16 protein-coding genes are annotated in these 26,494 nt (G+C 39.1%); 5 read left to right on the plus strand and 11 right to left on the minus strand.

The features are described from left to right. Positions 1-22 precede the first annotated feature (22 nt). The 4 genes from C9J46_RS17780 to C9J46_RS17795 all read right to left on the minus strand — a co-directional run bounded on the left by C9J46_RS17780 (position 23) and on the right by C9J46_RS17795 (position 5,899). Positions 23-1,393, minus strand: a complete 1,371-nt coding sequence (locus C9J46_RS17780) for a DASS family sodium-coupled anion symporter (RefSeq protein ID WP_107208460.1) — start codon at positions 1,391-1,393, stop codon at positions 23-25. A gap of 484 nt (positions 1,394-1,877) precedes the next feature. After that, positions 1,878-2,624, minus strand: coding sequence for a vancomycin high temperature exclusion protein (locus C9J46_RS17785; protein WP_107208459.1), 747 nt, complete (start codon positions 2,622-2,624; stop codon positions 1,878-1,880). A 200-nt stretch (positions 2,625-2,824) separates the two neighbouring features. Continuing rightward, positions 2,825-4,513 (minus strand): NAD-dependent malic enzyme, encoded by a 1,689-nt coding sequence (locus C9J46_RS17790; RefSeq protein WP_107246592.1) that lies wholly within the window; start codon positions 4,511-4,513, stop codon positions 2,825-2,827. A 489-nt stretch (positions 4,514-5,002) separates the two neighbouring features. Then, positions 5,003-5,899: a 1,4-dihydroxy-2-naphthoyl-CoA synthase gene (locus tag C9J46_RS17795; RefSeq protein WP_107208457.1), complete on the minus strand. Its 897-nt coding sequence runs from the start codon at positions 5,897-5,899 to the stop codon at positions 5,003-5,005. Between the two features lie 149 nt (positions 5,900-6,048). Here C9J46_RS17795 and C9J46_RS17800 point away from each other — a divergent pair, with 149 nt between their 5' ends. Then, positions 6,049-8,532, plus strand: a complete 2,484-nt coding sequence (locus tag C9J46_RS17800) for a helicase-related protein (RefSeq protein ID WP_107291302.1) — start codon at positions 6,049-6,051, stop codon at positions 8,530-8,532. Between the two features lie 46 nt (positions 8,533-8,578). Here C9J46_RS17800 and C9J46_RS21855 read toward each other — a convergent pair whose 3' ends face one another. The 7 genes from C9J46_RS21855 to C9J46_RS17840 form a co-directional block, all read right to left on the minus strand. Beyond that, positions 8,579-9,436 (minus strand): hypothetical protein, encoded by an 858-nt coding sequence (locus C9J46_RS21855; RefSeq protein ID WP_233217806.1) that lies wholly within the window; start codon positions 9,434-9,436, stop codon positions 8,579-8,581. 87 nt (positions 9,437-9,523) lie between these two features. Next, the gene (locus tag C9J46_RS17815; protein WP_158259618.1) at positions 9,524-11,095 is read right to left on the minus strand and encodes an LruC domain-containing protein; all 1,572 of its coding nucleotides are present in this window, start codon (positions 11,093-11,095) and stop codon (positions 9,524-9,526) included. Positions 11,096-11,129: 34 nt separating this feature from the next. Next, positions 11,130-11,618 carry a hypothetical protein gene (locus C9J46_RS17820; protein ID WP_107261792.1) on the minus strand — a complete coding sequence of 163 codons (489 nt, stop codon included), beginning with the start codon at positions 11,616-11,618 and terminating at the stop codon, positions 11,130-11,132. A 19-nt stretch (positions 11,619-11,637) separates the two neighbouring features. Further along, on the minus strand, positions 11,638-13,812 hold the full coding sequence (locus C9J46_RS17825; protein WP_107208452.1) for an LruC domain-containing protein: 2,175 nt from the start codon (positions 13,810-13,812) through the stop codon (positions 11,638-11,640). Between the two features lie 493 nt (positions 13,813-14,305). Next, on the minus strand, positions 14,306-14,761 hold the full coding sequence (locus C9J46_RS17830) for a TerB family tellurite resistance protein (RefSeq protein ID WP_107208451.1): 456 nt from the start codon (positions 14,759-14,761) through the stop codon (positions 14,306-14,308). Positions 14,762-14,881: 120 nt separating this feature from the next. Continuing rightward, entirely contained in the window at positions 14,882-15,856 is a 975-nt protein-coding gene (locus C9J46_RS17835; RefSeq protein WP_107208450.1) for a zinc transporter ZntB, read from the minus strand. 128 nt (positions 15,857-15,984) lie between these two features. Further along, the gene (locus C9J46_RS17840; protein ID WP_107208449.1) at positions 15,985-16,845 is read right to left on the minus strand and encodes an AraC family transcriptional regulator; all 861 of its coding nucleotides are present in this window, start codon (positions 16,843-16,845) and stop codon (positions 15,985-15,987) included. Positions 16,846-16,969: 124 nt separating this feature from the next. Here C9J46_RS17840 and C9J46_RS17845 point away from each other — a divergent pair, with 124 nt between their 5' ends. The 4 genes from C9J46_RS17845 to C9J46_RS17860 form a co-directional block, all read left to right on the plus strand. Next, a complete protein-coding gene (locus tag C9J46_RS17845) occupies positions 16,970-18,364 on the plus strand; it encodes an MATE family efflux transporter (protein ID WP_107291305.1) in 1,395 nt (464 codons plus the stop codon). Between the two features lie 261 nt (positions 18,365-18,625). Beyond that, complete coding sequence (locus C9J46_RS17850; RefSeq protein WP_107291306.1) at positions 18,626-20,680, plus strand: metallophosphoesterase; 2,055 nt, start codon at positions 18,626-18,628, stop codon at positions 20,678-20,680. Between the two features lie 217 nt (positions 20,681-20,897). Continuing rightward, positions 20,898-24,812 carry an ATP-dependent RNA helicase HrpA gene (gene hrpA, locus C9J46_RS17855; protein ID WP_107208793.1) on the plus strand — a complete coding sequence of 1,305 codons (3,915 nt, stop codon included), beginning with the start codon at positions 20,898-20,900 and terminating at the stop codon, positions 24,810-24,812. A gap of 259 nt (positions 24,813-25,071) precedes the next feature. Beyond that, the coding region (locus C9J46_RS17860; RefSeq protein WP_146144669.1) for a tandem-95 repeat protein at positions 25,072-26,494 on the plus strand (1,423 nt) is incomplete at its 3' end.

Genomic DNA, 26,494 nt, shown 5'->3' on the forward strand with positions numbered 1-26,494 from the left:
TTATATGTATTTTTTATTAAAATTACCAGAATAGCCAAGTAAATATTGTTAGAAATGCAATACATAAGATATTGAGATAAATACCAACACGCATCATTTCTTGTTGTTTTATATAGCCTGTACTAAATACGATCGCATTAGGTGGTGTCGCAACAGGCAGCATAAAGGCACAAGAAGCCGCGATAGCAATAAGAGCTGATAACACAACAGGCGATACACCTAATGCTTCTGCAACGGTTGCAAATACAGGGATTAACAGCGCTGCGCTGGCAGTATTACTTGCAAACTCGGTGAGAAAAACAACAAAGATAGCAACAACTAAAATAGTAAGGAATAAACCCGCTTGGTTTAAAAACGTACTTAACTCTTGTGCTAAGAAGACACTTGTTCCCGTGGCTTTTAATATATTGCTCAAACAGATACCGCCACCAAATAGAATAAGTACACCCCAGTCTGTTGATTTTTGAATATCTTTCCAGCTAACCACGCGTGATACACATAATAATACGATGGCGCTTAAGGCAACCAGCGTATCAAATTTAGCGAACCCACCTAAAAATGCGTTAATAGGTTTGCTGAAAATCCAACAGCTAACTGTGAGAAGGAAAATAGCTAGAGTAAGAAATTTTCCTTTTGTCCAAGTGACAGGAGTGTGGTCAATCTCAAAGGTGTGATTTAAATTTGGTTTTAGAAGAATATATAACAGACCAACGGTTAGCGGTAACAAAAAAAGACTCACAGGTATGCCAAAGTACATCCACTCGGTAAAGTTTAATCCTGCTTCTGCGGCTGCAATGGCATTAGGAGGGCTGCCGACAATCGTGGCAATGCCGCCAATACTGGCACAATAAGCAATACCAAGCAGGGTAAAGACATAAGTGTTATGACCTGTTTTACTATTAACCTTATTTAATACCCCTAGTACTAATGGCAGCATCATTGCGGTAGTGGCTGTATTACTTATCCACATTGATAGCCCTGCTGTTACACCAAATAGCATTAATACGGCAACAGACATTTTACCTTTTGCAGCTACTAGCACTTTATCTGCAATGACTTGATCGAGTTGCTGTTTATGCAATGCTGCAGCTAACGCGAAGCCTCCAAGAAAGAGAAATATAATTGGATTAGAGAAGTTTGCTAATGCTTGCTGAGTTTGAAAAACACCAAAGAATACGGCGAGTAAGGGAACGAGAATGGCAGTGACACTGACATGTAATGCTTCAGTTAACCAGAGCACAGCGATAAAGCTTAATATACTAAGCCCTAATGTGATATTAGCTTCAAATGGTAGCGTGTTTAGTAGCGTTAAAAACAAAAGTATATCTGCAATGATAATTAGACTATTACGATTCAATATCCATTGTTTAATCGTGAGTGTGAGCGCTGTCATAGCGTTTCTCCAATAGCAAGGCCAGTAGTTAATGCATCTAGTTGCGCTGCTAATATAAGGCTTGTTAACGAAAGAATTTGAGACTTATGTATATAATCGGTTAATTTTTGGTGATAATTAAGTGATTTTGTTATTTCTAGACGATTGAAATAAAAAGATATTTTATTGTTTATTCGAAGGTTAAGAAAATAGAGCAATATCATTCTATCAATGACTAATAATTTAGGTGTTGATCACAAAGAATCGCCGCTATAACTTTTGTAGCCTGTGCTAATATGTTTTCCGACAAATTATTGACGCAAAGATGGGCAGTAAAATGGCAGGGATGCAGAGACAGACTAAACGTACAGAGTTAAAAAAGAAGATGAAAACCGACGTTTTTCATCATATGAAAGATGTAAAGCATAGGTTTATGAAGATGATGAGAGATAAAAGCTAAAGACAGGTTAAAAATATAAGCCAGTGAAATCACTGGCTTTATGTTTTACTTTGAAGTGTTACTTTTTGTCACTGCTAAATTATCTAACTGCTTTTGACTATTAATAGCTGAAGATGGTGCTGTATCATCACTGATAACAGTGGAAGGTGCGGGTTTTATAATAGGTTCTTTAGGGCCTAGAAACTTAGGCTGAACATTCAGTATAAACAGATCACTCAATGCTTTAACACGAGCAAGTACTTCTCGAATACGGATTTTAAGTTGTGCCGTACCATTTGGCTCATGTACCGCCAAACATGTAGCTTTTATGTTATAACTGTCAGCAATAAATAGGGCGCGCTCGCAGTGGAATTGTTGGGTAATAATTGTAAAGTTATCCGTTTCAAACACTTCTTTTGCGCGGACGATAGAATCAAGCGTTCGAAACCCAGCATAATCTAAAACAATTTTGTCATCAGGAACACCTGCTTTTAATAAATCTCGTTTCATCGTCCAAGGTTCATTATATGAGCGGTGTGCATTGTCACCACTGAGTAAAAAATAATCTATTTTACCTTGTTTAAATAAATCTAATGCTGCTGTAATACGATATTCATAATATGGGTTTAGTGTCTTAGCTATATATTTACTTGTTCCAAGAACTAATCCCACAGAATGTTTGGGTACTGTAGAGATATCATGATAAATGCGATCAGATGTACGAGCTGAAACCCAACGATCAAATAACAATAATGTTGAAACAAATAAGATACAGATAACTGCAGAAATACGGATGAAGTTGAGCAGTTTCATAATTATCCACGAAAGTACAAAGTTCTTATCTTATATCTTACCCTAATCATTTAATAAAATGTTTATTAATTAAGAGGTAAATGTCTGCGTATTGTCATTTTACCTTATGACTGCTGAAATAATATTCAATAACGAGTAAAGGCGCAGTATTACTTACATCAAAAAAAGGTGCCAGATTGGCACCTTTTTTAAACTGAGGTTTAGAACGAAGTTCGTTTGTAACGACGATATTCTGATTTCCAGAAGTTAGCATCGATTTTTTCACGGATACGTTCATCGGAGTTTTTCGGTGCTTTATGTTGTTCTACCGCTTTCTTCGCAACGGCAAAAGCAATTTTACGTGAGACTTTCTGAATATCTTCTAATGGCGGTAATAGTGGGCCATGTCCATGAATAGCAAGTGGAGAACACTCCGCTAAGGCCTGACTACTTTCCATTAGCATTTCATTGGTAACACGGCGAGCATTAATGGCTAATACCCCTAAACCAATACCTGGGAAAATGTAACTGTTATTACATTGTGCGATTGGATAAGTTTTACCTTCATAAATCACAGGCTCAAATGGTGAACCTGTTGCAACAAGTGCATTACCATCCGTCCAACGGATCAAATCAAACGGTGTTGCTTCAACGCGGCTGGTTGGGTTGGAAAGTGGGAAAATGATAGGGCGTTCGCAGTGCGCGTACATTTCACGGATCACGTCTTCACTAAACAGTCCCGGAACACCAGATACACCGATTAAAATCGTTGGTTTTGCATTACGCATAACATCAAGGAGTGAGATGTTATTATCTGCCACATCCCAATCTGCTAATTGTGCATTTTTCTGAACAAGAGCTTGTTGGAAGTTGAGTAGATTTGGCATGCCATCAATGAGTAGGCCCCAACGGTCAACCATGAATACTTGACTGCGCGCTTGTGCATCAGAAATACCTTCAGACACCATTTGTGCAATAATCGCTTCTGCAATCCCACAACCTGCCGAGCCTGCACCAAGGAAGGTTACACGCTGCTCAGACAGTTTATTGCCTGCTGCTTTACATGCCGCAAGTAAAGAGCCAACAGTTACCGCTGCTGTGCCTTGAATATCATCGTTAAAGCAACAAACTTTATCTTTGTAACGCTCAAGTAAAGGCATTGCATTTTTTTGTGCGAAATCTTCAAATTGAATTAATGCTTCAGGCCAACGTTGTTTTACGGCTTGGATAAATTCATCAACAAACGCATCGTACTCTTTTCCGGTAATGCGGGTATGGCGCCAACCCATGTACATGGGATCAGATAAACGTTGTGGGTTATTGGTACCAACATCAAGAACAACAGGTAAAGTATAAGCTGGGCTGATACCACCACATGCGGTATATAAAGAAAGCTTACCAATTGGAATGCCCATACCACCGATACCTTGATCACCTAAACCAAGGATACGCTCACCATCGGTTACAACAATCACTTTAACGTTCTGACGAGACGCGTTGTTCAGCATGTCTTCAATACGATCACGGTTTGGGTATGAAATGAATAGACCACGACCACGACGGTAAATATTTGAGAAATCCTCACACGCAGATCCCACTGTAGGGGTATAGATGATTGGCATCATTTCTGTTACGTGATTTTCTACCAAACGGTAAAACAAGGTTTCATTGGTGTCTTGGATATTTCGCAGATAAATGTGCTTATCCATATCGTTATCAAACTTTAGGTATTGCTGATAAGCACGTTCTGTTTGTTCTTCAATAGATTCAATAGCTTCAGGAAGAAGCCCTTCAAGGTTAAAGAACATACGTTCTTCGACAGAGAATGCACTACCTTTGTTAAGAAGAGGTGTTTCAAGTAGTGCAGGACCTGCATAGGGGATATATAAAGGTCTTTTATCGTTGTTCATGCAAATAGACTCTGTAGCTAGAAGATTAAAATTGAAAACAAGTGCAAGTTTTCAGTTGGTCACTAATGCTAGAACGTCAAAGATAAGAATACAAAGGGTATGATCACTTATTTTGAAAGTTGAGCCATATTATTTGTGAAAATGCTGTTTTTTAAATTGATACTTGGTTTTAGTGACGTTTTTTGGCGAGTTAATGATGTAATTAGTTTATATGCGTGAACGCGTGCAATATTTTATAAATCATTTTTTTGAACAATATCGTCTCGTCACAACGGTATACTCAATTTAAAAATATTGACCAACGATGGGGGAGATTAACAAGACATTTACGCAAGGAGATGTGTCATAAATCACTATTTAGCGAAGGCTTCAGTGTTGTTTCGATTGATTATTCTACGTTAGGATTCATAGCAAAATAAATGAGTAAAGCAGTATAGCCACTTATTGATAATCAGTAAGTGGCTTTTATCTATCTAGAAATTGAGTCGATCAGTAATGCCAAGGGAAGCGGCTAAAATCTTGATCGCGTTTTTCTAGGAACGCATCACGACCTTCTTGTGCTTCTTCTGTACCGTAAGCAAGACGCGTTGCTTCACCAGCAAACAGTTGCTGACCGACTAAACCATCATCTGGAAGGTTGAAACCGTATTTTAGCATACGCATTGCTGTTGGTGATTTACTTGTGATTTCTTTACCCCAACGAAGCGCTTCTTCTTCTAGTTCAAAGTGATCAACAACCTTGTTCACCATGCCCATTTCATAGGCTTCTTGTGCGCTGTAATTAAAACCACAGAAGAAGATTTCACGGGCACGTTTTTGACCGATCATTTTAGCCAGATACGCAGAGCCGTAACCAGAATCGAACGACGCAACATCAGGATCGGTTTGCTTGAATATGGCATGTTCTTTAGATGCCAGCGTTAAATCACAAACAACGTGTAAGCTATGACCGCCGCCAACAGCCCAACCGGGAACAACCGCGATAACGACTTTTGGCATAAAGCGGATCATGCGTTGTACTTCTAGAATATGAAGTCGACCCATACGCGCAACGTCAGCAGTACCCGCTTCTTCGCCTTCATATTTATAGCCATCTTTACCACGAATACGTTGATCGCCACCCGATGAGAATGACCACTGGCCTTTATGAGATGGGCCATTACCCGTTAGTAATACACAGCCTACATCAGACCATTGACGAGCGTGATCGAGTGCGGTGAAAAGCTCATCAACTGTTTTGGGACGAAATGCATTAAGGCAATCAGGACGATTAATTGCGATACGAACAGTACCCTGATCTTTGGCGCGATGATAAGTAATATCTTCAAAATCAAAGCCTTCAACTTCGTTCCAAAGCTCAGGATTAAATATGGTTTTCGTTGTCATGTGGCGTTGCCTCCATAAGTTGATGCTGTAAGGCTAGGGAGTTACAAAAAAAAGTCAATTTTTCGATGAAATTAGTAGTACTTACATAAAATAATGAAACGTAATTGATGATGGAATAAACAATTAGCCTGATACGAATAGCAAGTTTAATGAATATTATGATTCTCACTGACAAGGTAGGTAATAATTGCGAAAATAGCGTTGAATTCATTAAAGATATATTAGATATGCAGAACAACTTACCTATAGATAGCATTGAGCAACAATTTAAAGCCTTGTTACGTGATGAACATATTGTTGTTGAAGCAGAAACGGGGTCGGGTAAATCAACCCGTCTACCACTATGGGCTGCTATTTATGGAAAAGTGCTGGTGGTTGAGCCTCGACGGGTTGCTTGTACATCGCTAGCTGAATATTTATTAACAGAAGAAGCAAATCCTGATCAGTTATCCGTTGGTTATGCGATCCGTTTTGAGCATCACTTTGATGAAAATACGGATATTATTTATGCGACTCCCGGTGTTGCATTACGTTGGTTAAGTGAAGGTAATTTAGATCAGTTCTCAACAATTATTATTGATGAGTTCCATGAAAGACGTTGGGATACTGATCTTCTGCTTGCGTTACTCAAACAGCAACAATCTCATCGTTTAGTTATTACTTCTGCAACGATTGATAGCCAACGATTAGTTAACTATTTATCCGCACAGCACTTACAAGCTAAAGGGCGTAATTTTGCGGTGAATGTGTTGCATCATACCTCTGATAGTCGAGATATGCCCGATGTGATGAATATCGATAAGCGGATAACTAGCTTGGTTCAAACGCATATTGATAGCCACCAAGACATTTTGATCTTTTTACCCGGAAGAAAAGAGATAGCGTCAACGCAAAATGCACTAACGCAACAGTTTAGTGAGCAAATACAAGCAGGATTAATGGATATTATTCCATTACACGCTTCAGTTACCGATGATGAAAGAAAGCGGGCTCTAACACAAAGTGATAAGCAACGCATTATTGTTGCGACAAATGTGGCTGAAACCTCGGTAACTATCCCAGGGGTTACGTTGATCATTGATTCTGGTTTAGAGCGTCGTACCCACCAGCGAAACGGTCGAACAGTATTATCATTACACGCTATTTCCAAAGCAAGCTCAGAGCAGCGGAAAGGGCGTGCAGGGCGCGTAACAGATGGTGTTTGTATTCGCTTGTATGGTAAAGCCGCAGCGCTAGAGTTATTAACACCGCCAGAGTTGCAACGCGAAGAATTGGTAGAAGCCTATTTGGCTGCTTTATGTTGTAACGCAAAACTCAGCCAACTTTCGTTTATTGATCCTCTACCTGAAAAAACCTTTGTTGCAGCGCAGCAGGCTTTGTTGTCGATGGGAGCTATGGCTGAAAATGAAGTTATTACTGATTATGGCCGTTGTTTATATCAACTACCTATCGATACTTTATTTGCCCACTTAATAACAGCGATGGATACCCGAGCAAATAAAGAAGCAATGGTCGATCTTGCTGCTGCATTGTCTATTCCGCAACGGTTATGGCAGCCACCGCGATCAGAAGAAAATATTGAACAACTGTATCGATGGCTGGGTAACGTATTTTGTGATGCGACGGCATTAATAAAAATGGTGCGTATGGATGAGTGTCCAGAATGGCTTGTGGTAGATGACAATATGCTAGCAGAAGCGCGTTTGTTGTCAGTTCAAATGCGAGAGTTACTTGAACTTCCAGAGCTGTCTGTTGCTAGCCGATTTAAACGAGAGTTATGGCAAGATGCTGTAATCAAGGCGGTACCTGAATTGGTTTTTCTTCGTCGAGAAAAACGTCAGCAGGCAATGAGTAACGGTATTATTGAAGTCAGTAGTGCGAAAGATTCATTAATTGATAACCCGCCGATAGATGGATCATTATCTCAAGCAGTGATCGTATTTGATCAATTTGCCTTACCAGGAAGAGGGGTTAAACAAAACCGCATTTTGGCAACGTGTAGCTCTCCCGTTACCTTGTCACAAATAAATAATGCTGAGTTAGGTGAGTTGGTTCAAGGTGATACCATCGAGCAACAGGATGGCAGTTTTAAAACGGCTGTCCAGCGGATTTATGCTGGACGGGTTATTGATACTCAATGGATTGAACCTGAAGGGCAATCAGCACGCTCTGCTATTGTCGATATGCTACTTGCAGGTGAAGTAATGCCAGATCTTGCACCTCGAATTATCTCAGATATCTCGCAGTGGAATTTATATCTCGCATTGGGTTTATATAATGCAGATTTTGTTAAACGTGCACCTGAGCAGGTTGATGCTATTGAATGGCTATCGCAACAAATTGAAGATTTAGGGATTGAACATATTGATGATCTTGAACTCTTTGAACCTTCAGACTTCACCTTTGAGGGGATCCCTGAATGGGAACGGCAAGAGTTTGATGAGCGTTACCCGCGTGAAGTTAAACTCACTGATCTTGTGTTGGCTATAGAATATGATATTCATCGTAAACTTGTTGTTGCAAATTATCAGTCTGGCAACCGTAAACCAGATCCAAAACGATGGGAATTACCACGATGGCAAGGGTGGCGAGTGCAATATAAAAAAGCCAGTCGAACAATTGATATTAAGTAATAGAGGGTGACTCATAGTATCTATATACATTGGTTTATATACATGGCTATTCAACAATAGTAATGCCGCTTGGTGATGTTTCTTTTACTGCCTGATAGAAGAGCTGGTTGGCATTACTGTCGTAAAGTTGAATTAGTATAAATTCCATAGAATGAGTAACGCGGATTGTGCCATTAAAATCACCATTCACAATTGTACCGGAAGTAAGCAGACTCGATGAGATTGGCAATACTGATCCACTCGTCATAACATTAAAGTCTTGGTAAATACTAATTCTTAACGTTTTTACCGTATTGAAATCAAGTTTTATTGTCATATCATAAGATCTGTTTAAATTGAAATCATTAGGAAAGAAAAGTTCGCTAAAGTCACTTGCTGTTACATCATTTTCATTATTTGATGCTGGTTCTGCTGGTTCTGCTGGTTCTGCTGGTTCTGCTGGTTCTGCTGGTTCTGCTGGTTCTGCTGGTTCTGCTGGTTCTGCTGGTTCTGCTGGTTCTGCTGGTTCTGCTGGTTCTAAATCTGAAATATTCTCTCCTAATAAGATAGGCTCTGAACTATTACCGCTATCATTTTGCGATGAAGGCGCTTCTTCGCTGTGCTGCTCACTTTCAACTTTTATTTCATCAGGTAAAGAAGGAGTTAACAATTGATGATTACTTTGCTCAGTTGCCCCAGTTGCCCCAGTTGTTGAAGAGTCATTTAGAATATCTTGGGGGGGACTATTATCAATTACTTGTGTGTCTATAGATGAATTATTCTGAGGGGCACTGGGTTCATCGATATTTTGTTGAACACTCAAATCTGAAGCTTCATTGTAACTAATATTTTCCTCAGCTTCAGGAGAAGTGTCACTTCTACAACCAAAAAGAAAAGTTACAACTAATAGAATTAATAATTTCATTTATTAGACTTAAATAATTATCAAAAAATTATAGAGAGATATGTTCAGTTATTTATTAACGCAAGTTAGGTGCCAAAAAATATTGAATTATTCATAAATCTTCTCTAAGTTAGCGTTACTTCTTATATACCAGTCAGTATTTTCACCGCCTCCCGAAATTGCGAAGTTTGTAAGCTCTGGATATGCCTGTAATATATTGGAACCTTCACTAGGATGATTCCAAATCGATTCAACGAGTATTGCCCAAGGTAATCCACTTGAATTGTGATAGGTATCGCAACCAATACCTGGACATCTATTTTTAATAAAAATAGATGTGTCATCTTGCGTTGAAAAATAAGATATATTTGCTTTTGATGAGACATCATGATTTTTTAAATGAATTTCAATTTCTCTACCGTTTATACCTCTTATATTTGAGCCATGATTTATATCAGGAGTACCGAAAATAAATGGATTAAGTGGCATTTTTGGAACATCAGAAGGGGGAATAGGCGTGATAAATGGAATGCTGGCAATGAAAATATATTGGTTAGGAGCGTCATCAAAACATCCTTTCCAGACTCGATAAAAAGCACCAAGTTCTCCTGTACAGGTAGGCTGTTCTATCTCATCTTTAAGGTTATTGCTGATAATAATAACCGCATCAATGGTTCCTTGTTCTAACGTTTGGACATTATGTAAGGTTGTATTATTAACAACAAGTTTTGTTAACAAGCCATCTACTTTTTCTGAAGGAATGCCGTCAAGTTTTACTGCAAAGCCATTGGCTAAGTTAGCGCCATAAGCTTTAAGGCTGCCGTAAATATCATAGCGTACAATATCACCTTGATTATTAGTGATTTTGTCTACACGGTAAAGTAAAGCGACATCATTAAAGTCGAAATCACCAATAAATGGCCAACTATCTTCAAAGGCTAAAGTAACCCATTTATTTTCAGATGGATAAACATTATGTATTAAGTTTTGAGCTTCAATAGTAACGTTATGCTCTTCTTCTATGTCCGTTATAGGGGGGGTGTTTTTATCTATAGTGCTGTTATTTTGAAGCTCAGATAATTGAAATTTTGTCCATATCTGACCTGTAGATGATTTTTCTGGTACTCTAATTTTTAATTTATGAAAAGGCTTATCTTTTTCATATATTAATTGTTCATTCACTAAGACATATTCATTATTATTTTCATAAATTCCATTGTTATTCCAGTCAAACCAAGCATTAAGAAAAAAGTTAATATCTTTTTGAGTTTGAATTTCAATGAGAGCATCAGAACCTTGTTTAAAATGGGTACTGAATGTAACGATATTATTTACAGAATGGATTTCTTCTGAACTATTTGTTGATGTTTCAGTGTTTTGATTATTTACTATTTCTTGCGAATTCATCTCATTTTCTTGACTATTATCGATAGATTCAAAAATCTCGTCATCGTTTAATGGAGAGGTGTTTTGAGGGAGAAAATTATCGGTTACGACACCTTCAAGATAAATATCATTTACGACTTCATCTTGAATTGATGAACTTTCAATTAGATTTGAAGTATTTTCAGATGGCGATGTGGTAGCTTGTTGGTCATTATCACCTTTACAAGCGAGAAATATAAATAGGAATAATAATAAAGCTGTTTTTCTTACGTTCATTTTGAAAAAAATGGCCAACTTTCCTCCGTTGTAAAAGTTGGCCTTATTTGAATTAATTAGAGATGGTAACTCCGTTAACATCTGCATTAACTACAGTTTGGAATGGTGCTTTAGTCGTATCTTGATACCAAGCCTCAATAAGTAGAGATTTTACTGAACTCGTTGCAGCAATAACGCCATTAAAATCACCATTTTCGATTTGACCTGAAATAATGCGACTACTTGCAATTGGAGTCAGTGTTCCATCGTCAGCAACATTATAATCACAGTAAACACTCAAACTCATTGGTTCAGAAGTGTTTAGGTCTATCTTAATTGGCATATCATAGGTAGTAATCAAATCATAATTATCTGGAATAACAAGATCCTCAAACTTCGAAACAGTTACTGGTGCTGCACCACTAACAGAATCGCTTACTTCAGGTGCTGCTGGAGATGCTTCTGGTGATGCAGCACTTGTTGAGCCGCCATCATCACCACCACCGCCACCACAACCAAATAGTAGAGCAGCAGTAAAAAGAGTCACATATAAATTTTTCATCGTTAAATACTCCCTACCATTATTCAAAGAGCTGAGTTACATCAGCGTTAGCACGAAGGTACCAATCTGTATTAGTTGCACCACCTGATGTTGAAAATGCTTGTAGATCTGGATATGCGGTTAGTACATTAATACCTTCACTTGGGTGATCCCAAGTGCCATCAACTAAAATAGCCCAAGGTATACCGTTTGAAGTTTGGTAAGTGTTACAGCTAGGTCCAGGGCAATCTGCATCAACATAAACCGATGCATCTTGTTCTGTAGCAAAGTAAGCAGTACTTGCCTTACTTGTTACATCAGCATTTTTCAAATGAATTTCGATTGCACGACCGTCGGTTGCACGAGTACCGTCACCATGATCAATACCAGGGGTACCGAATAAGAATGGATTTAGTGGCATGCTAGGGGCACTAGAGGCTGCAATAGGTGACGAGAACGGAATACTCATTTCAAATTCGAATAAATCTGCAGCGTCATCCGTACAACCTGCCCATACTCGATAATAAGTCCCTAATGGACCAGAACAAGTAGGACCTGGAATTTCCGTTTTAAGATTATTCGTAGCAATAGCGACAGCATCTGTTGTACCAGACTCTAGAACTTGTGTCGCATGTTGAGTAGCGCCATTAATGACAAGTTTGGTTCTGTCTGAATCGACTGCTGTGGCTGCAATACCATCAAGCTTAACAGCGAAGCCATTAGCAAAGTCTGCACCGTAAGAACGTAGGTTTCCGTAGATATCATAGCGAAGAATGTCGCCAGACGAATTAGTCACTTTGTCTACACGGTAGTACATTACTATATCGTTGAAGTCAAAGTCACCTTCTTGCGGCCAATCATCCTCAAATGCCAGTGTTACCCATGAACCTGCTGAAGGGTACCAATTGTGAGTAACAGTTTGTGAATCGACAGTAACTTGATGATCCTCTACTTCACCATAGGAAGCACCGCCGTATGAGAGAACTCCTGAATCTCGTGAAATACGGAAACGAGCCCATATCTGACCAGTCGCAGCATCATCAGGAACTCTCACTTTAAGAACATGGCTGGCAGGTGTTGTACCATCACCACCGATAAGCACCTCATCAGTAACAGCATGCTCAGTTGCTTCGTCAAACACACCATTATTATTCCAGTCAAACCATGCATTTACGAAACCTGAAGCAGAACCACCGATAGTTACATTGACTAAACCATCAGATCCTTGCTTAAAGTTCGCAGGGAATGAGATACCGTCTTCATCCGCAATGTTATCGGCATCATCAGAGTTAGGGGAAAGAATGGCATCTGGCTCTGTATCTACAGTAGGGCCAAAGAAGTAATTAACACTTGATACATTATAGTGTCGAGCACCATTACTAGTGAGTAAGGTTTTATAGGTGTCCGGTGCATCACCAAAGTCTGTATTTTCCGAGGTAATAGCTGCACTAACACATCGTGCACCATCGTTTATATTGGTAGAAGGACCGTTAGAGTAGAACACTGCTGTTGGGCTGATAGAGGATAAATCAGTCAAATCAATTTGATAAACATGTCCGTTTCCGTTGGTGCTTAGATAGAGAAAGCCAGCTGAATCAAAATATTGAGCTCCATAAGTACCAGATGGTAAGCCTATATCACCGAGATCATTGAAGGTTGCGTTGCCTGTGTTGAGGTCAACAATTTCATATAAATGTTGGTTACTATTATTCACAGCAAACAGACGCCCACCTGGGTGGAAAGCCATGTCAGTCAAACCAAGCGTTGCCGTCGATGAGGCCATGATATTTGTCGCTGCTAAAGTGACTAAATCAATTTCATATAATCCAGCCCCATTTTTGTACAAGTACAATTTGTTGTTAATCACATCACCTGTAATGTAAGTTGTCGCTGGTAAGCCTGTTACAGCTAAACTTTCATGTTGATAAAGTTGATTAATTCTAACTACTGTCTGTGAAGTTTTATCATGACCGTAAACATAGTCATCGGATTCGTTATAACCAGATGCAGTGATAGTCGCTGTCATTGGATCAGAGTTTTGATAGAAGCCTGTCGACAAATCAAGTTTGTGAACGACACTTGGATCGCCTTGGAATAAGATGGCTTCTTGTGGACACCCCCCATCATCTGTAAAAGGGTGGGGAATGATGCTGTAAGCTGGACTTGCGAACAAAGCCAGCGAACTAACTAGCAGGGAGTGTTTCAAACACTTCATATCTTGCCTCACTCAGTTAAAAATACTTATGGACATGCATTGTTTTGTTCATCATTGAAAAAATGTACAAGTTTCAAGCCAACAAATATTTAATAAGGCAGTAATTTCAGTGTTTCTATCTATATGATTATAAATGGAAAGTATTTTTTAAACTTTTCCATTGTACGTTGCATATAGCGAAGTTATTAAAATAAGTATCAATATAAAAATATAAATTAGGCAGGAGTGTCTATATATTCAAACCTGTCTTTCTTTCTAAATAAAAAGCATAAATGGTTATATTATCCATCAATGCCGCTATGTTAATAACATAATAGTGTTATTAAAATTTGCCTATTAAATGATTGCTTTAATTGTCTAGTAAAATATATAAAGGTGCATAAAAATTAGTATATGTTTAACTTTGCACTCTATACATAGGATAGGTCTTGATATTAAAACTATCAAGAAAGGGGTAATAAAAAAAGAGCTATAGTTATAGCTCTTAAATAGGTTAGCTTGCAGTATTTTTAGCGCTGATTTTGGCTTTTATAAATGCAGAATGATCTAAATATATTAAATCAGAAACTTGGCGAATGACAGCCTCTTCTTGTGGGTCTATCACACCATCAGCGTAGGCAACTTGCCACATTGCTTCAACTAATTGATAGCGTTCTGGTTGCTCAAGTGAACGTAATTTATTAGTAAAATCATAAAGAGAAACAGACGCCTCTGCTTGTAGTTGAGCTTTATCAAGTAGTTGTTTTGATGTGATTTCATCAACTTCAAGTAATTTCATTAGAAGCTGAATTTTAGCTTGCTCTTCTCTTGGATCCTTCTCATGGTCGGCAATAGCTACTTCACATAATAAAGAAGCCATAGCTAAATGAAGCGTTGGAGTATCAACGGCTTTATTACTATTAGGATCATTCGTCAGTTGTCGAAATAGTGTACGTAGCGATTTGAACATTATTGTCCTTATTATTTTTTCAGTTTAAGTTAATAATATTAATAATACCTATAATAAATCAACATTAAAAATAAAAATATTGGATTACACATATGTAACCAATTTATCTATTTTAGTTTTTTATATCCATTTTCTACGATAAAAAAGGATAAGTTGAAGTATTAATACACCGAATAACAGGCTACAGAATATATAAAATGCCCAATGATTTTGTGAGCCAGGAATACCTCCTAAATTAACACCCAGTAAACCGGTTAAAAAACCGAGTGGTAAAAAGATAGTGGTAATTAAAGACAGAAAATATAAACGTTGGTTTAATGCTTCAGATTGTAAGCTCATTAATTCTTCTTGTGTCACATTAGCACGTTCACGAATGGCGTTTAAGTCATCGATTACATGGAGTAGCTTTTCATTTACTTCATGTATTTTTTGTTTGTCTGATAGCGAGAGCAGTGGGGTATCAATAGTGAGTAATTTAGCGATGGCATCACGTTGTGGAGTGACATAGCGACGAAGATAAACGGTCTCTCGTCTTAATTGTGCAATATTATTACGGAGGTCGTCATCACTATTATTCATCACCTGATCTTCAAGCTGGGTTAACTTGTCATCGAGGGAATCAATTACTTCTATTTTATGGCTCGTAAGGTGATCGCAAAGACAGAGAATGAATGCACCAATGGTTTTGGGCCCAAAGCCGCCATTTATATGTGCCGCGACACGATCAAGTGCTCTGACAGGACGATCTGAGGTGGTAACAATGGTGTTGTGTGTATAGTAACCTCGAATAGAGACCATTTCTGATGGAGGATCAGACTGATTATCAGAATCTAAATCTATTCCTCGTAATGATAGGAAAAAACCTTCTTTCGTTTGATTTAATCGAGGGCGAATACGCTGAGTCGTAAGGGCTTCTTTTTCTACATCTGGCAAATGACTATTTTTTATCCATGCTAGTGCTTCTTCATCGGTATAGTTTAAATGCACCCACATTAGCCCATCATTACTGCTCCAGTTATTTATTTGATCAAGTGAGAGAGGCGAAGCGCCATTACTTGCATCAAGTTGATAACTATATGTAAAGCAGTTTTGCATCTGGTGATCCTTTCATCGTTAAAGGTATATTATCTAACAAGCTTTATTATCACTTTATTTATTTACTAGCTTAACTGATATCGCCTTCGAGAGAAAAATTATTTAATCACGACAAAGGAATAGGGGTTTTAAAGCTGAGGCTGAAACTGCGTTCGAAATTGTCGAGGGGTAAAACTACTCCAATTTTTAAATCGGGTACTAAAATTGGTTGGGTTTGGATAACCGCATAAATCACTAATATGTTGAATTGGCCAATTGGTGGTAGTCAGTAGCCCAGCAGCATGTTCCATTCGAATTTGAGTTAAATAGGCAATGGGAGATTGTTGGTAATACTGTTGACATAATCGATGAAAATGCGGCTCAGAGCATGGATATAAGGCGGCCAGATCGGAGACTTGCCATGGGTGATGTAACTGACTTTTCGTTTGCTGGTAAACATGTTCTAAACGGGTAAGTGCTTTAGGAGAGTGAGAGGCGGTTTGGGTATTCACTAATAAACAAATCTGTTCGGTAATACTTTTACATAGCGCATCGCCCAATGGATAGTTGAAACTTAAAGATTCGCTTAAGCAAATGATAGTCTTAAATAGTAATGAGCCTGATTGTGAATCTTGATAGGTAATATCATGAGGTAAGCTCTCATCCCAACGCTTATGTTTTTCAAGCATGACCCATGCGACATCCCAAATAAGATCAGGATTATCATCTGGGTGGATGACAAAGCCATTCTCATAACTGGGCGGTACATAAATAACACTGCCGGTTTCTAATGCCCATTCACTGTCTGGTGTTTTCAATAACCCTTTTCCACCCGTTGTGTATAGCAGCATATACATGTCTGGGTTTCTTCGATAAATACTGAATGCCTCTTTGCCATAATTGATGCCACATTGAAGAATTTTTTGCTTTTCAAGTTCAATCGATTGTACTTGATCAATAATAATAGATTGGCATTTTGGCGAAATAGTAAAAGTATCAATATACCCCATTCAGAGCTCCGAAATTAAAAAATGATAGTCTAGCAAAGCTTTTTGATTGCTTAGAATAAACGTGTTTGAGTAAACATAGGTATGATCAGCTTCACAGTAAGATAACATTAATTAGGTGGCGGTCATGCAACACTGGCGATACTCAGCAGATAAAACTTTTTGGCAAAAAACATGGCGTCTAGCGTTGCCAGTATCAATGCAATCTATGTTGTTTTCATTACTTGGTTTAGTCGATGTCATCATGGTCTCTAAACTCGGTGAGTCACAAGTTGCCGCTGTTGGTATTGGTAACCGCATATTTTTCTTTAATTTATTGCTTGTTGTTGGCGTCAGTGGAGCTGTTGGTGTTCTCGCGGCTCAATATTTTGGCGCAGGGAAAATGGAAGGGGTGAGACGTACGTTATTGCAATCTTGGGTATGTGCAATCTTTTTAACATTGCCTTTTGCTGTTGCATACCGTGTTTTTCCAGAGCAAATTGTTTCTTTGGTTAATGATCAAGCCGACTTTATTCACTATGCACGAGATTATTTATATGTCTGCGGCTGGAGCATTATTTTTACAGCCATTGTCGTACCGCTTGAATCTGCTTTACGTGCAGTAGGCGAAGCTAAAATGCCTACGTATGTTGGGCTGGTGGCTGTCATTATTAATGGCGTACTTAATGCGCTATTAATTTTTGGATTATATGGTTTTCCTGAAATGGGGGTTGCTGGTGCCGCGCTGGGGACAACGATTTCGCGTGGTGCACAAACAGCTATTTTGCTGTTTATTACTTATAAAACCTATAAAAAAGTATTACCTACACAGGAAGATATAGAGCCAGCAAGTAATGCCAAAGCAAGGAAACGTTATTTTAATGTCGCCTGGCCTATGATTGTTCATGACGGGGCATGGGCGATGGGAATACTGGTTTATAGTGTTATTTTTGCCAAATTAGGTGTGACAGAACTTGCCATCATTAGCTTATTATCGCCGATAGAAGCGGTATTAATTTCAGCCTTTATTGGTTTTGCTGTTGCTGCCTCAACGATTTTGGGACACGAATTAGGCGCTGAAAATTATCAACGAGCGTTTCATCAGTCGTGGTTCTTTCTAGCTTTGAGTGTGTCTATTGCTTTTGTGTTAGGTGTGTCTATTTGGCTATCGAGTGGGCTTGTTGGAGAGTGGTTGGCAAAGGCTCAAGCACCGAACCTTGAAATGTCGCTGAATGTTACCTTAGTGATGGCGTTAGGTATGTTCCTAAAAGTGTTCAATATGGTGGGTATTGGTGGGGTATTACGTAGCGGTGGCGACATTAAATACAGCATTTTTATTGATTTATTTGGCCAATGGGCAATAGGTATTCCTTTAGCCATACTCACGGGTATTGTTTTAGGCTGGCCATTACACTGGGTGCTTGTTGCTATATTGGCAGAAGAAGTCGTGAAAGTTGGACTCACAACTTATCGGATTTATGGTCGTAAGTGGTTAAAAAACCTTATTAATGATGACGTAGAATCCTCTTCTATGACAGCATAAAAATAAAACAATACATAGCGATGGATTTAAGTCTGCATAAAAAGGGTTAGACAGAGATTGTCTAGCTTTTTTTATTTGTAATCAACTCGCCTAAGAATATCAATATTAAACATATTTTGTTGCTTATTACACAAGTAAAATTTGCAGGTAGAATATTGCCACGTGTAAGTATTTAATAAATCTGTCATTTTTAAATAATAGAAATGAAATAACAGCTTCTTAATATCCATCCATTTTTTAGGGTATTAACCAAGGTTGTATATGAGTTACCAATTATCAAGACGTCAGTTTTTATTAAATTCAGCAAGTGTTGCTGCGACATCAGCAACGGTATTACCTGGTTGTAAAATGCAAAGTAATAATAACCAGACTGATCAAACACATAGAATTGCTTTACTTGGTGATGTCCATTTTCATGATATTCATGGTGATTTTGACTTCAACAATAACGAAGTTTGTATTAGAACGATGCAAGACTCAGTTGGTTCTACTCGTATGTTTAATGAAAACTACTTTGTCTTCAAAGCGACATTAGATGACATTGTTGCAGAGGGCATTAAGTTCGTTATTCTTGTTGGCGATTTTTCTGATGATGGACAAGAAGCCCATGTTGATGGCTTGAAAAAAGTACTTGAACAATATAGTGACGAATATGGATTGGAGTTCTTCTTAACTCATGGCAATCACGATCCTACTACACCCTATGGTGAAAATTGTGATAAGACCTTCTTACGATCAGATGGTGCTGGTGTAAAAGTAACCAGCAATCAGGGCGATGTTGAAAGCTTTATTCCTAGTGATGAAGTTGACGATGTACTCTATAGCCCGAAAATGCAATCTCTAGGTTTCACACCATTAATGGAAAAATTAGGTCGATTTGGTTTTCAATCTCAGCCGCATTATCACTATTATGAAACGCCATGGAAATCGAACAAACTTGAAGATCGTGTATATCAAGCAATATCTGCTGATGGAGCTTATACAGTAGAATGTCCTGACTCTAGTTATCTCGTCGAACCAATAGAAGGTTTTTGGATTTGCTCTGTAGACATGAACACTCATGTACCTTTGGATCCGCTGGGAAGTCAGTGGGATCATGATGCAAAAGGGTATGAAGATGGTAAAGTTCAAAAACCGCAGGTATTAACTTGGTTAAAAGATGTTATTAAGCGAGCAGATGAGCAAGGAAAAACATTACTCGTTTTTTCACATTACCCTGCTATTGAATATTTAAACTACAGCGCTGACGATTTTTATTATTTGTTCGCTGACTCATCGTATAACCACAAGCGAGTCCCAACATCAGAAACTACTGAAGAGCTCATTGATTGTGGTTTAAAGCTGCATTTTGCTGGGCATATTCATATTAACGATACCGCTAAATATGTTGGTCGTAATGGACAAACCTTAGTTAATGTTCAGGCACCGTCATTAGCTGCTTATATTCCAGCGTATAAAAAAATCACCTGTTATGGTCCCGACGACTTCGAAATAGAAACCAAAGTCATTGAAGATGTGCCTGAATTTGATTCTTTATTTAATCATTATGAAAATGAAATAAGCTGGCGTACAGCTAAAGGTTTAGATACACATTGGAAATCGATGCTTGAGGTGTCTTCTTACCGAGAGTTAATGTATCAACACCTGATTTGCTTAACTGTTAATGATAAGTCTGATGATTGGGGCTGGGATATGCGCCATCTTTACCAGTCAACGTTTCCAATATATTGGCTAATGGTTTTAAGCGTGATTGATGATGATTTATCAGGAACGGTACTTTCAACGCTTGTAGACAACATCAACCCAGATACCAATGATACTAAAGTTATTGATTTATTGGTGGGAGCGGGGCTAGAACAAGTGAGTGTTAATAACGCAATTGAAGACGTCAATCAGCACTTAATCAATATGAACTACAGCCGTCAGCAATTAAATCAGGCTATTTTTACAGATTACTGTAATGCAATGCTACATATTCGAAACGGTGATGAGCTTGCATTACAAGACATTGGTTTAGATAAGGTTGTTGGCTACAGCGTTGTTGCAGAGCTTTTTGGTCGTTGTGATATCGACAATAACCTCGAAAATCATGATTATTCTCAAGACTATATTGAGGCTGATCCTGAAGCAGGTTCTCATGAAGAGTTTGATGAGAATAAAGATAATTTATCAAACTTAAAATTACGTTTGGCGGCACTGGCTAGAATTTTCCACATGTTCAGAATTACAGAGCCAACAACGCACTTCAGGGTTTTCCCATCGCGAGGGGAAGTGTTGGATTTATCAAATGAGAATCCACTTAGAATTAAAGCGTAATCAATAGCCGACCTTTAGAGTCGGCTTTATTTTTTTATTCATTACACATCATGTTCTATATCGCATCATTACATCCCAGTAATTGTCTTTTAACCTGCTCTCACGCCGCTTTAATTGTGATAGAATTAACAAAAATTTCGAATCGCCAAGTGATACTAAGCGAGTTGTCATCATGATGTTCTCGGTATCCATTAGTCATTGAAAGACAGGAATTAAATTGAGTCAGTCGAATCAAACTCAAGCAGACGTGTTGAATAACGAAAAAACATTAAAGTCTGCTATTAAAGATTGCATGATGCGCGATCGTTTTCGTCTACACAAACGTGTACAAGGCGCATCAAGAATTAAAAACGAAAAATCCAAGCACGCTGTATTTGACGAAATTGCATTAGAGATTGCGAAATCAATGCAAACAGTGGAACGTCGCCGTACTCAGCGTCCAAAAATCATATACCCAGCACAGTTACCCGTAAGCCAGAAGAAAGATGATATCGCTGAAGCGATCTTAAATAACCAAGTGGTTATTGTGGCGGGTGAGACGGGTTCAGGTAAAACTACTCAGCTACCTAAAATCTGTTTAGAAATCGGTCGTGGTACCCACGGTATGATCGGCCACACTCAGCCTCGTCGTCTGGCTGCACGCTCTGTTGCTTCTCGTATTGCAGAAGAAATGGAATGTGAAATGGGCTCTCACGTAGGTTATAAAGTCCGATTTAACGATCAGGTCTCAGAGCATAGCCACGTAAAGTTAATGACAGACGGTATTTTACTGGCTGAAATTCAACACGATCGTTTCTTAAGTCAATATGACACTATCATTATCGATGAAGCGCACGAACGTAGCTTAAATATTGATTTCATCATGGGTTACCTGCGTGAATTATTACCAAAGCGCCCAGATTTAAAAGTCATCATTACTTCTGCAACCATCGATCCTGAGCGTTTTTCTAAGCACTTTAATAATGCGCCGATTATTGAAGTGTCAGGTCGTACGTACCCAGTAGAAGTTCGCTACCGCCCTGTGGTTGAAGACGGTGATGACACTGATCGCGATCAATTAGATGCAATTTTTGATGCGGTCGATGAACTATGTGATGAAGGTGAGGGTGATATCCTGATCTTCTTAAACGGTGAGCGTGAAATTCGTGATACTGCAGATGCGTTAGAAAAACGTAAATTACGCCATACTGAAATTCTACCTTTGTACGCACGTCTATCGGCGGGTGAGCAAAATAGAGTATTCCAATCTCACTCTGGTCGCCGTATTGTACTTTCAACAAACGTAGCGGAAACCTCACTGACTGTTCCGGGTATTAAATACGTTATTGATCCGGGTACAGCCCGAATTAGTCGCTATAGTTACCGTACTAAAGTACAGCGTCTTCCGATTGAAGCTATATCACAAGCTAGCGCTAATCAGCGTATGGGGCGTTGTGGTCGTGTTCAAGAAGGTATCTGTATTCGTCTATATTCTGAGGAAGATTTTTTATCGCGCCCAGAATTTACCGATCCTGAAATTCTACGTACTAACTTAGCGTCAGTTATTCTTCAAATGACCGCGATTGGTTTGGGTGATATCCAAGCTTTCCCATTTGTAGAAGCGCCCGATAATCGTAATATTCAAGACGGTATTCGATTATTGGAAGAGTTAGGTGCGATTAACTCTAAAGCCACAGATCCTCGTAAACGTTTATCACCAATGGGTCGCCAATTAGCGCGTCTTCCTATTGATCCGCGTTTAGCTCGTATGGTACTTGAAGCGCCTAAGCATGGTGCATTACGTGAAGTGATGATCATTGCATCGGCTTTATCTATTCAAGATCCACGTGAGCGTCCATCAGATAAACAGCAACAGTCTGATGAGAAACATCGCCGATTTAACGACAAAGATTCTGACTTTGTTGCGTTCGTTAATTTATGGAATTACGTCCAAGAGCAACAAAAAGAGCTTTCTAGTAATCAATTCCGTCGTTTATGTAAGAAAGAATACTTAAACTACTTACGCATTCGTGAGTGGCAAGATATCTATTTCCAAGTCAACCAAGTGATTAAAGAGCTTGAGTTGAAAATGAATGGCAACGAAGCAAGCTATGACAGTATTCATATTTCGCTATTAAGCGGATTGCTTTCGCATATTGGTATGAAAGACCAAGAGAAAAATGAATACCAAGGTGCGCGTAACGCTCGCTTTAATATCTTCCCTGGCTCTGGCATTTTCAAGAAACAGCCAAAGTGGGTGATGGTTGCGGAGCTGGTGGAAACGTCACGTTTATGGGGGCGAATTGGCGCAAAAATTCAGCCGGAGTGGGTTGAACCATTAGCAGGTCACTTGATTAAACGTAGTTATAGCGAACCGCATTGGGAGAAGAAGTCAGCTGCCGTTCATGCGTTTGAAAAAGTTACGCTGTATGGCATTCCTGTGGTTGCCAAACGTAAAGTTAACTACGGCAATATTGATCCAACGTTATCACGTGAAATCTTTATCCGCTCAGCATTGGTTGAAGGGGATTGGGATACGCGCCATAAGTTCTATCAACAAAACCGTAAGCTATTGCGCGAAGTTGAAGAACTTGAGCATAAATCACGTCGTCGTGACATTCTGATCGATGATGACGAGCTGTTTAATTTCTACGATCAACGTATTGATTTGAAAGTAACGTCAGGTCGCCACTTTGATTCATGGTGGAAGAAAGCATCGAAAGAAGATCCTGAGTTATTGAACTTTGAGCGTGAGATGTTATTCCGTGGCGATGCAAGTCATGTCACTGATCTAGATTATCCAAACTTCTGGCATCAAGGTAACTTGAAGCTAAAACTGAGCTACCAGTTTGAACCGGGTGAAGATAACGATGGTGTCACCGTTCACGTGCCATTGGCTATCTTAAACCAAGTTCAACCTGACGGCTTTGACTGGCAAATTCCAGGTTTACGTCATGAGTTGGTTGTTGCATTAATCAAATCATTACCAAAACCGTTACGTCGTAACTTTGTGCCTGCACCAAACTACGCTGATGCGTTCTTAGCACGTGTTAAGCCAATGGAAGCACCATTGCTAGATTCACTAGAAAAAGAATTGAAGCGTATGAGTGGCGTCACGATTGTGCGTGAAGATTGGAATTTAGATCAGATCCCTGATCACTTGAAGATCACTTATCGTGCTGTTGATCACCGCAATCGTAAGTTACGTGAGAGCAAAGATATCTATGGTCTGAAAGACAACTTAAAAGAGAAGGTTCAAGAAACTTTGTCACAAGTTGCTGATGATGATATTGAGCAAGATGGTTTGAAAACCTGGAGTTTTGGTACGCTACCTGAACGTTACCAACAGAAACGCGGTGGCTTTGAAGTAAAAGCCTATCCTGCGCTGGTGGATAACAAAGATTCTGTTGGTATCAAACTGTTTGAAACTGAAGAGCAGCAAAACAATGCGATGCAGGCGGGTCAACGTCGTTTGATTTTACTTAACGTACCATCGCCAATTAAGTACCTTCATTCAAACTTGCCAAACAAATCGAAGCTAGGTTTGTACTTTAATCCGTATGGTCGTGTACTTGATCTGATTGATGATTGTATTGCTTGTGGTGTTGATAAGCTAATTGAAGAGAAAGGCGGATTAGCATGGCAGCCTGAATCATTTGAAGCGTTGAAAGAGTTTGTTCGTGCTGAGCTTGGTGACACCGTGGTTGATATTGCCAAACAAGTAGAAGAAATCTTAACTACAGCATTTAACATCAGTAAGCGTTTGAAAGGTCGTATTGATTTAAGCATGGCATTTGCGATGTCTGATATCAAAGCACAAATTGAAAGCTTGATCTTCAAAGGTTTTGCAACAGAATGTGGGTGGAAACGTCTGCCTGATATTCTGCGTTACATGCGTGCCATTGAGCGTCGAATGGAAAAGCTGCCAATCGATCCAAACAAAGATCGTGTGCATATTCTGAAGATTGAATCAGTAGTTAATGAGTACAAAGAGCTATTGAATAAGATCCCGAAAGGGCAGCCAGTACCTGATAAAGTAAAAGAGATCCGATGGATGATTGAAGAGCTACGTGTTAGTTACTTTGCTCAGCAGTTGGGTACGCCATACCCTGTATCAGACAAGCGTGTACGAAACGCAATTAACGAATGTTGATTTAGTTAATAGCGAAATAATAAAGAGCCGATAATGTACATAACATTATCGGCTTTTTTATGCATAAAAAATAGTATTTATTATGTCATTAATAATTAACATGCAAATTTGTTGAGGTGGTGACAAAAAAATGACACCATATGATATATAAAATAAGTGTGAACTTATTAAATTGTTTTTGTGCCAATTACCATCAGGTGATAATACCACTAGAGCTATATCTATCTGATTTTGTAACTAAACAAGGATTGTTTATTCCATGAAATCTTTTGCGGTCGTTCAAGAAAGTAAAGTATTGTCATTTTCTGGCAATGTTGAATTGAGTAATGAAATGGGTAACAAGGTTGTTACTGAACAGCTCATGTTGTCAGTTGGCGATGTATTAATATTGCCTAATTATGCAACTGTGAGTTTGGAGCAGTCAGATGGAACACAAGTCGTATTTTCTAATGTTAATTCTAATAGTGTAGAAGAAGATCTTCCTGATGAGATAGCCAACCTTCAGGCTTTAATTGCTTCTGGAGAGGATCCAACCCTTATTGCGGAAGCTACTGCAGCTGGTCTTCAAAACATTAGTAATAGTGGTGGTTTTAGTTTTAATAGCATTGAAAGAAACGCAAAAGAAATCATAGCTGAGTCTGGATATGATAGTCGTGATACCAGTCCTCGTCCTCCTGCCTCTCCTTACAATGATGGTAATGATTTTTATAGTCCTTCAAAACCACTAGAGCAGCAATCTCCTCAAGATGACGGTAAATCGAATATATCAATAAACAGCAAGCCTATTATTGTCGATGAAAACGGTGCGCCAGAAGGTGAGAGTATTACGGTAAGCACCGATGAAGAAGTGGCTGTGAGCGGTCAACTGTCCGCGACCGATGCGGATGGTGATAGCTTAACGTTCACTTCATCGACCAATCCAACGAACGGTACAGTTACCGTCAACACTGATGGCACATGGACTTACACACCTAAGACTAATTTCCACGGTGATGATAGCTTTAAGGTTGAAGTCAGTGATGGTAAAGGTGGTACCGACACCATCACCGTGAATATCAAAGTTAATCCAATCAATGATGCGCCAGTATTGGTTGATGACAACAATAATCCACTGGGCAGTGACATTACCGTTACGACCGATGAAGAAGTGGCAGTGAGCGGCAAACTGACCGCGACCGATGTTGATGGTGATAGCTTAACCTTCACGCAAAGTTCTAATCCAACCAATGGCACAGTGACCGTCAATACGGATGGCACATGGACTTACACACCAAACAGTGACTTTAATGGTGATGATAGCTTTAAGGTTGAGGTCAGTGACGGCAACGGCGGCACTGACACCATCACAGTTAATGTGACCGTGAATCCTATCAATGATGCACCAGTATTGGTTGATGATAACAATGATCCACTGGGCAGTGACATTACTGTCACGACCGATGAAGAAGTCGCAGTGAGCGGTCAACTGTCCGCAACCGATGTTGACGGCGATAACTTAACCTTCACGCAAAGTTCTAACCCGACAAATGGTCAAGTGACGGTTAACACTGACGGTACGTGGACTTACACACCAAACAGCGACTTTAATGGTAGCGACAAATTTGATGTTATCGTCAGTGACGGCAAGGGTGGCACCGATACCATCACTGTAAATGTGACCGTGAATCCAATCAATGATGCAC

This window comes from Photobacterium sp. GB-36, assembly GCF_003026135.1.
Lineage (GTDB): Bacteria > Pseudomonadota > Gammaproteobacteria > Enterobacterales > Vibrionaceae > Photobacterium.

Coding starts and splice junctions, on each gene's coding strand:
- C9J46_RS17780 (WP_107208460.1), bottom strand. CDS start 1,393: ATGACAGCGCTCACACTCACGATTAAACAATGGATATTGAATCGTAAT.
- C9J46_RS17785 (WP_107208459.1), bottom strand. CDS start 2,624: ATGAAACTGCTCAACTTCATCCGTATTTCTGCAGTTATCTGTATCTTA.
- C9J46_RS17790 (WP_107246592.1), bottom strand. CDS start 4,513: ATGAACAACGATAAAAGACCTTTATATATCCCCTATGCAGGTCCTGCA.
- C9J46_RS17795 (WP_107208457.1), bottom strand. CDS start 5,899: ATGACAACGAAAACCATATTTAATCCTGAGCTTTGGAACGAAGTTGAA.
- C9J46_RS17800 (WP_107291302.1), top strand. CDS start 6,049: ATGAATATTATGATTCTCACTGACAAGGTAGGTAATAATTGCGAAAAT.
- C9J46_RS21855 (WP_233217806.1), bottom strand. CDS start 9,436: ATGAAATTATTAATTCTATTAGTTGTAACTTTTCTTTTTGGTTGTAGA.
- C9J46_RS17820 (WP_107261792.1), bottom strand. CDS start 11,618: ATGAAAAATTTATATGTGACTCTTTTTACTGCTGCTCTACTATTTGGT.
- C9J46_RS17825 (WP_107208452.1), bottom strand. CDS start 13,812: ATGAAGTGTTTGAAACACTCCCTGCTAGTTAGTTCGCTGGCTTTGTTC.
- C9J46_RS17830 (WP_107208451.1), bottom strand. CDS start 14,761: ATGTTCAAATCGCTACGTACACTATTTCGACAACTGACGAATGATCCT.
- C9J46_RS17835 (WP_107208450.1), bottom strand. CDS start 15,856: ATGCAAAACTGCTTTACATATAGTTATCAACTTGATGCAAGTAATGGC.
- C9J46_RS17840 (WP_107208449.1), bottom strand. CDS start 16,845: ATGGGGTATATTGATACTTTTACTATTTCGCCAAAATGCCAATCTATT.
- C9J46_RS17845 (WP_107291305.1), top strand. CDS start 16,970: ATGCAACACTGGCGATACTCAGCAGATAAAACTTTTTGGCAAAAAACA.
- C9J46_RS17850 (WP_107291306.1), top strand. CDS start 18,626: ATGAGTTACCAATTATCAAGACGTCAGTTTTTATTAAATTCAGCAAGT.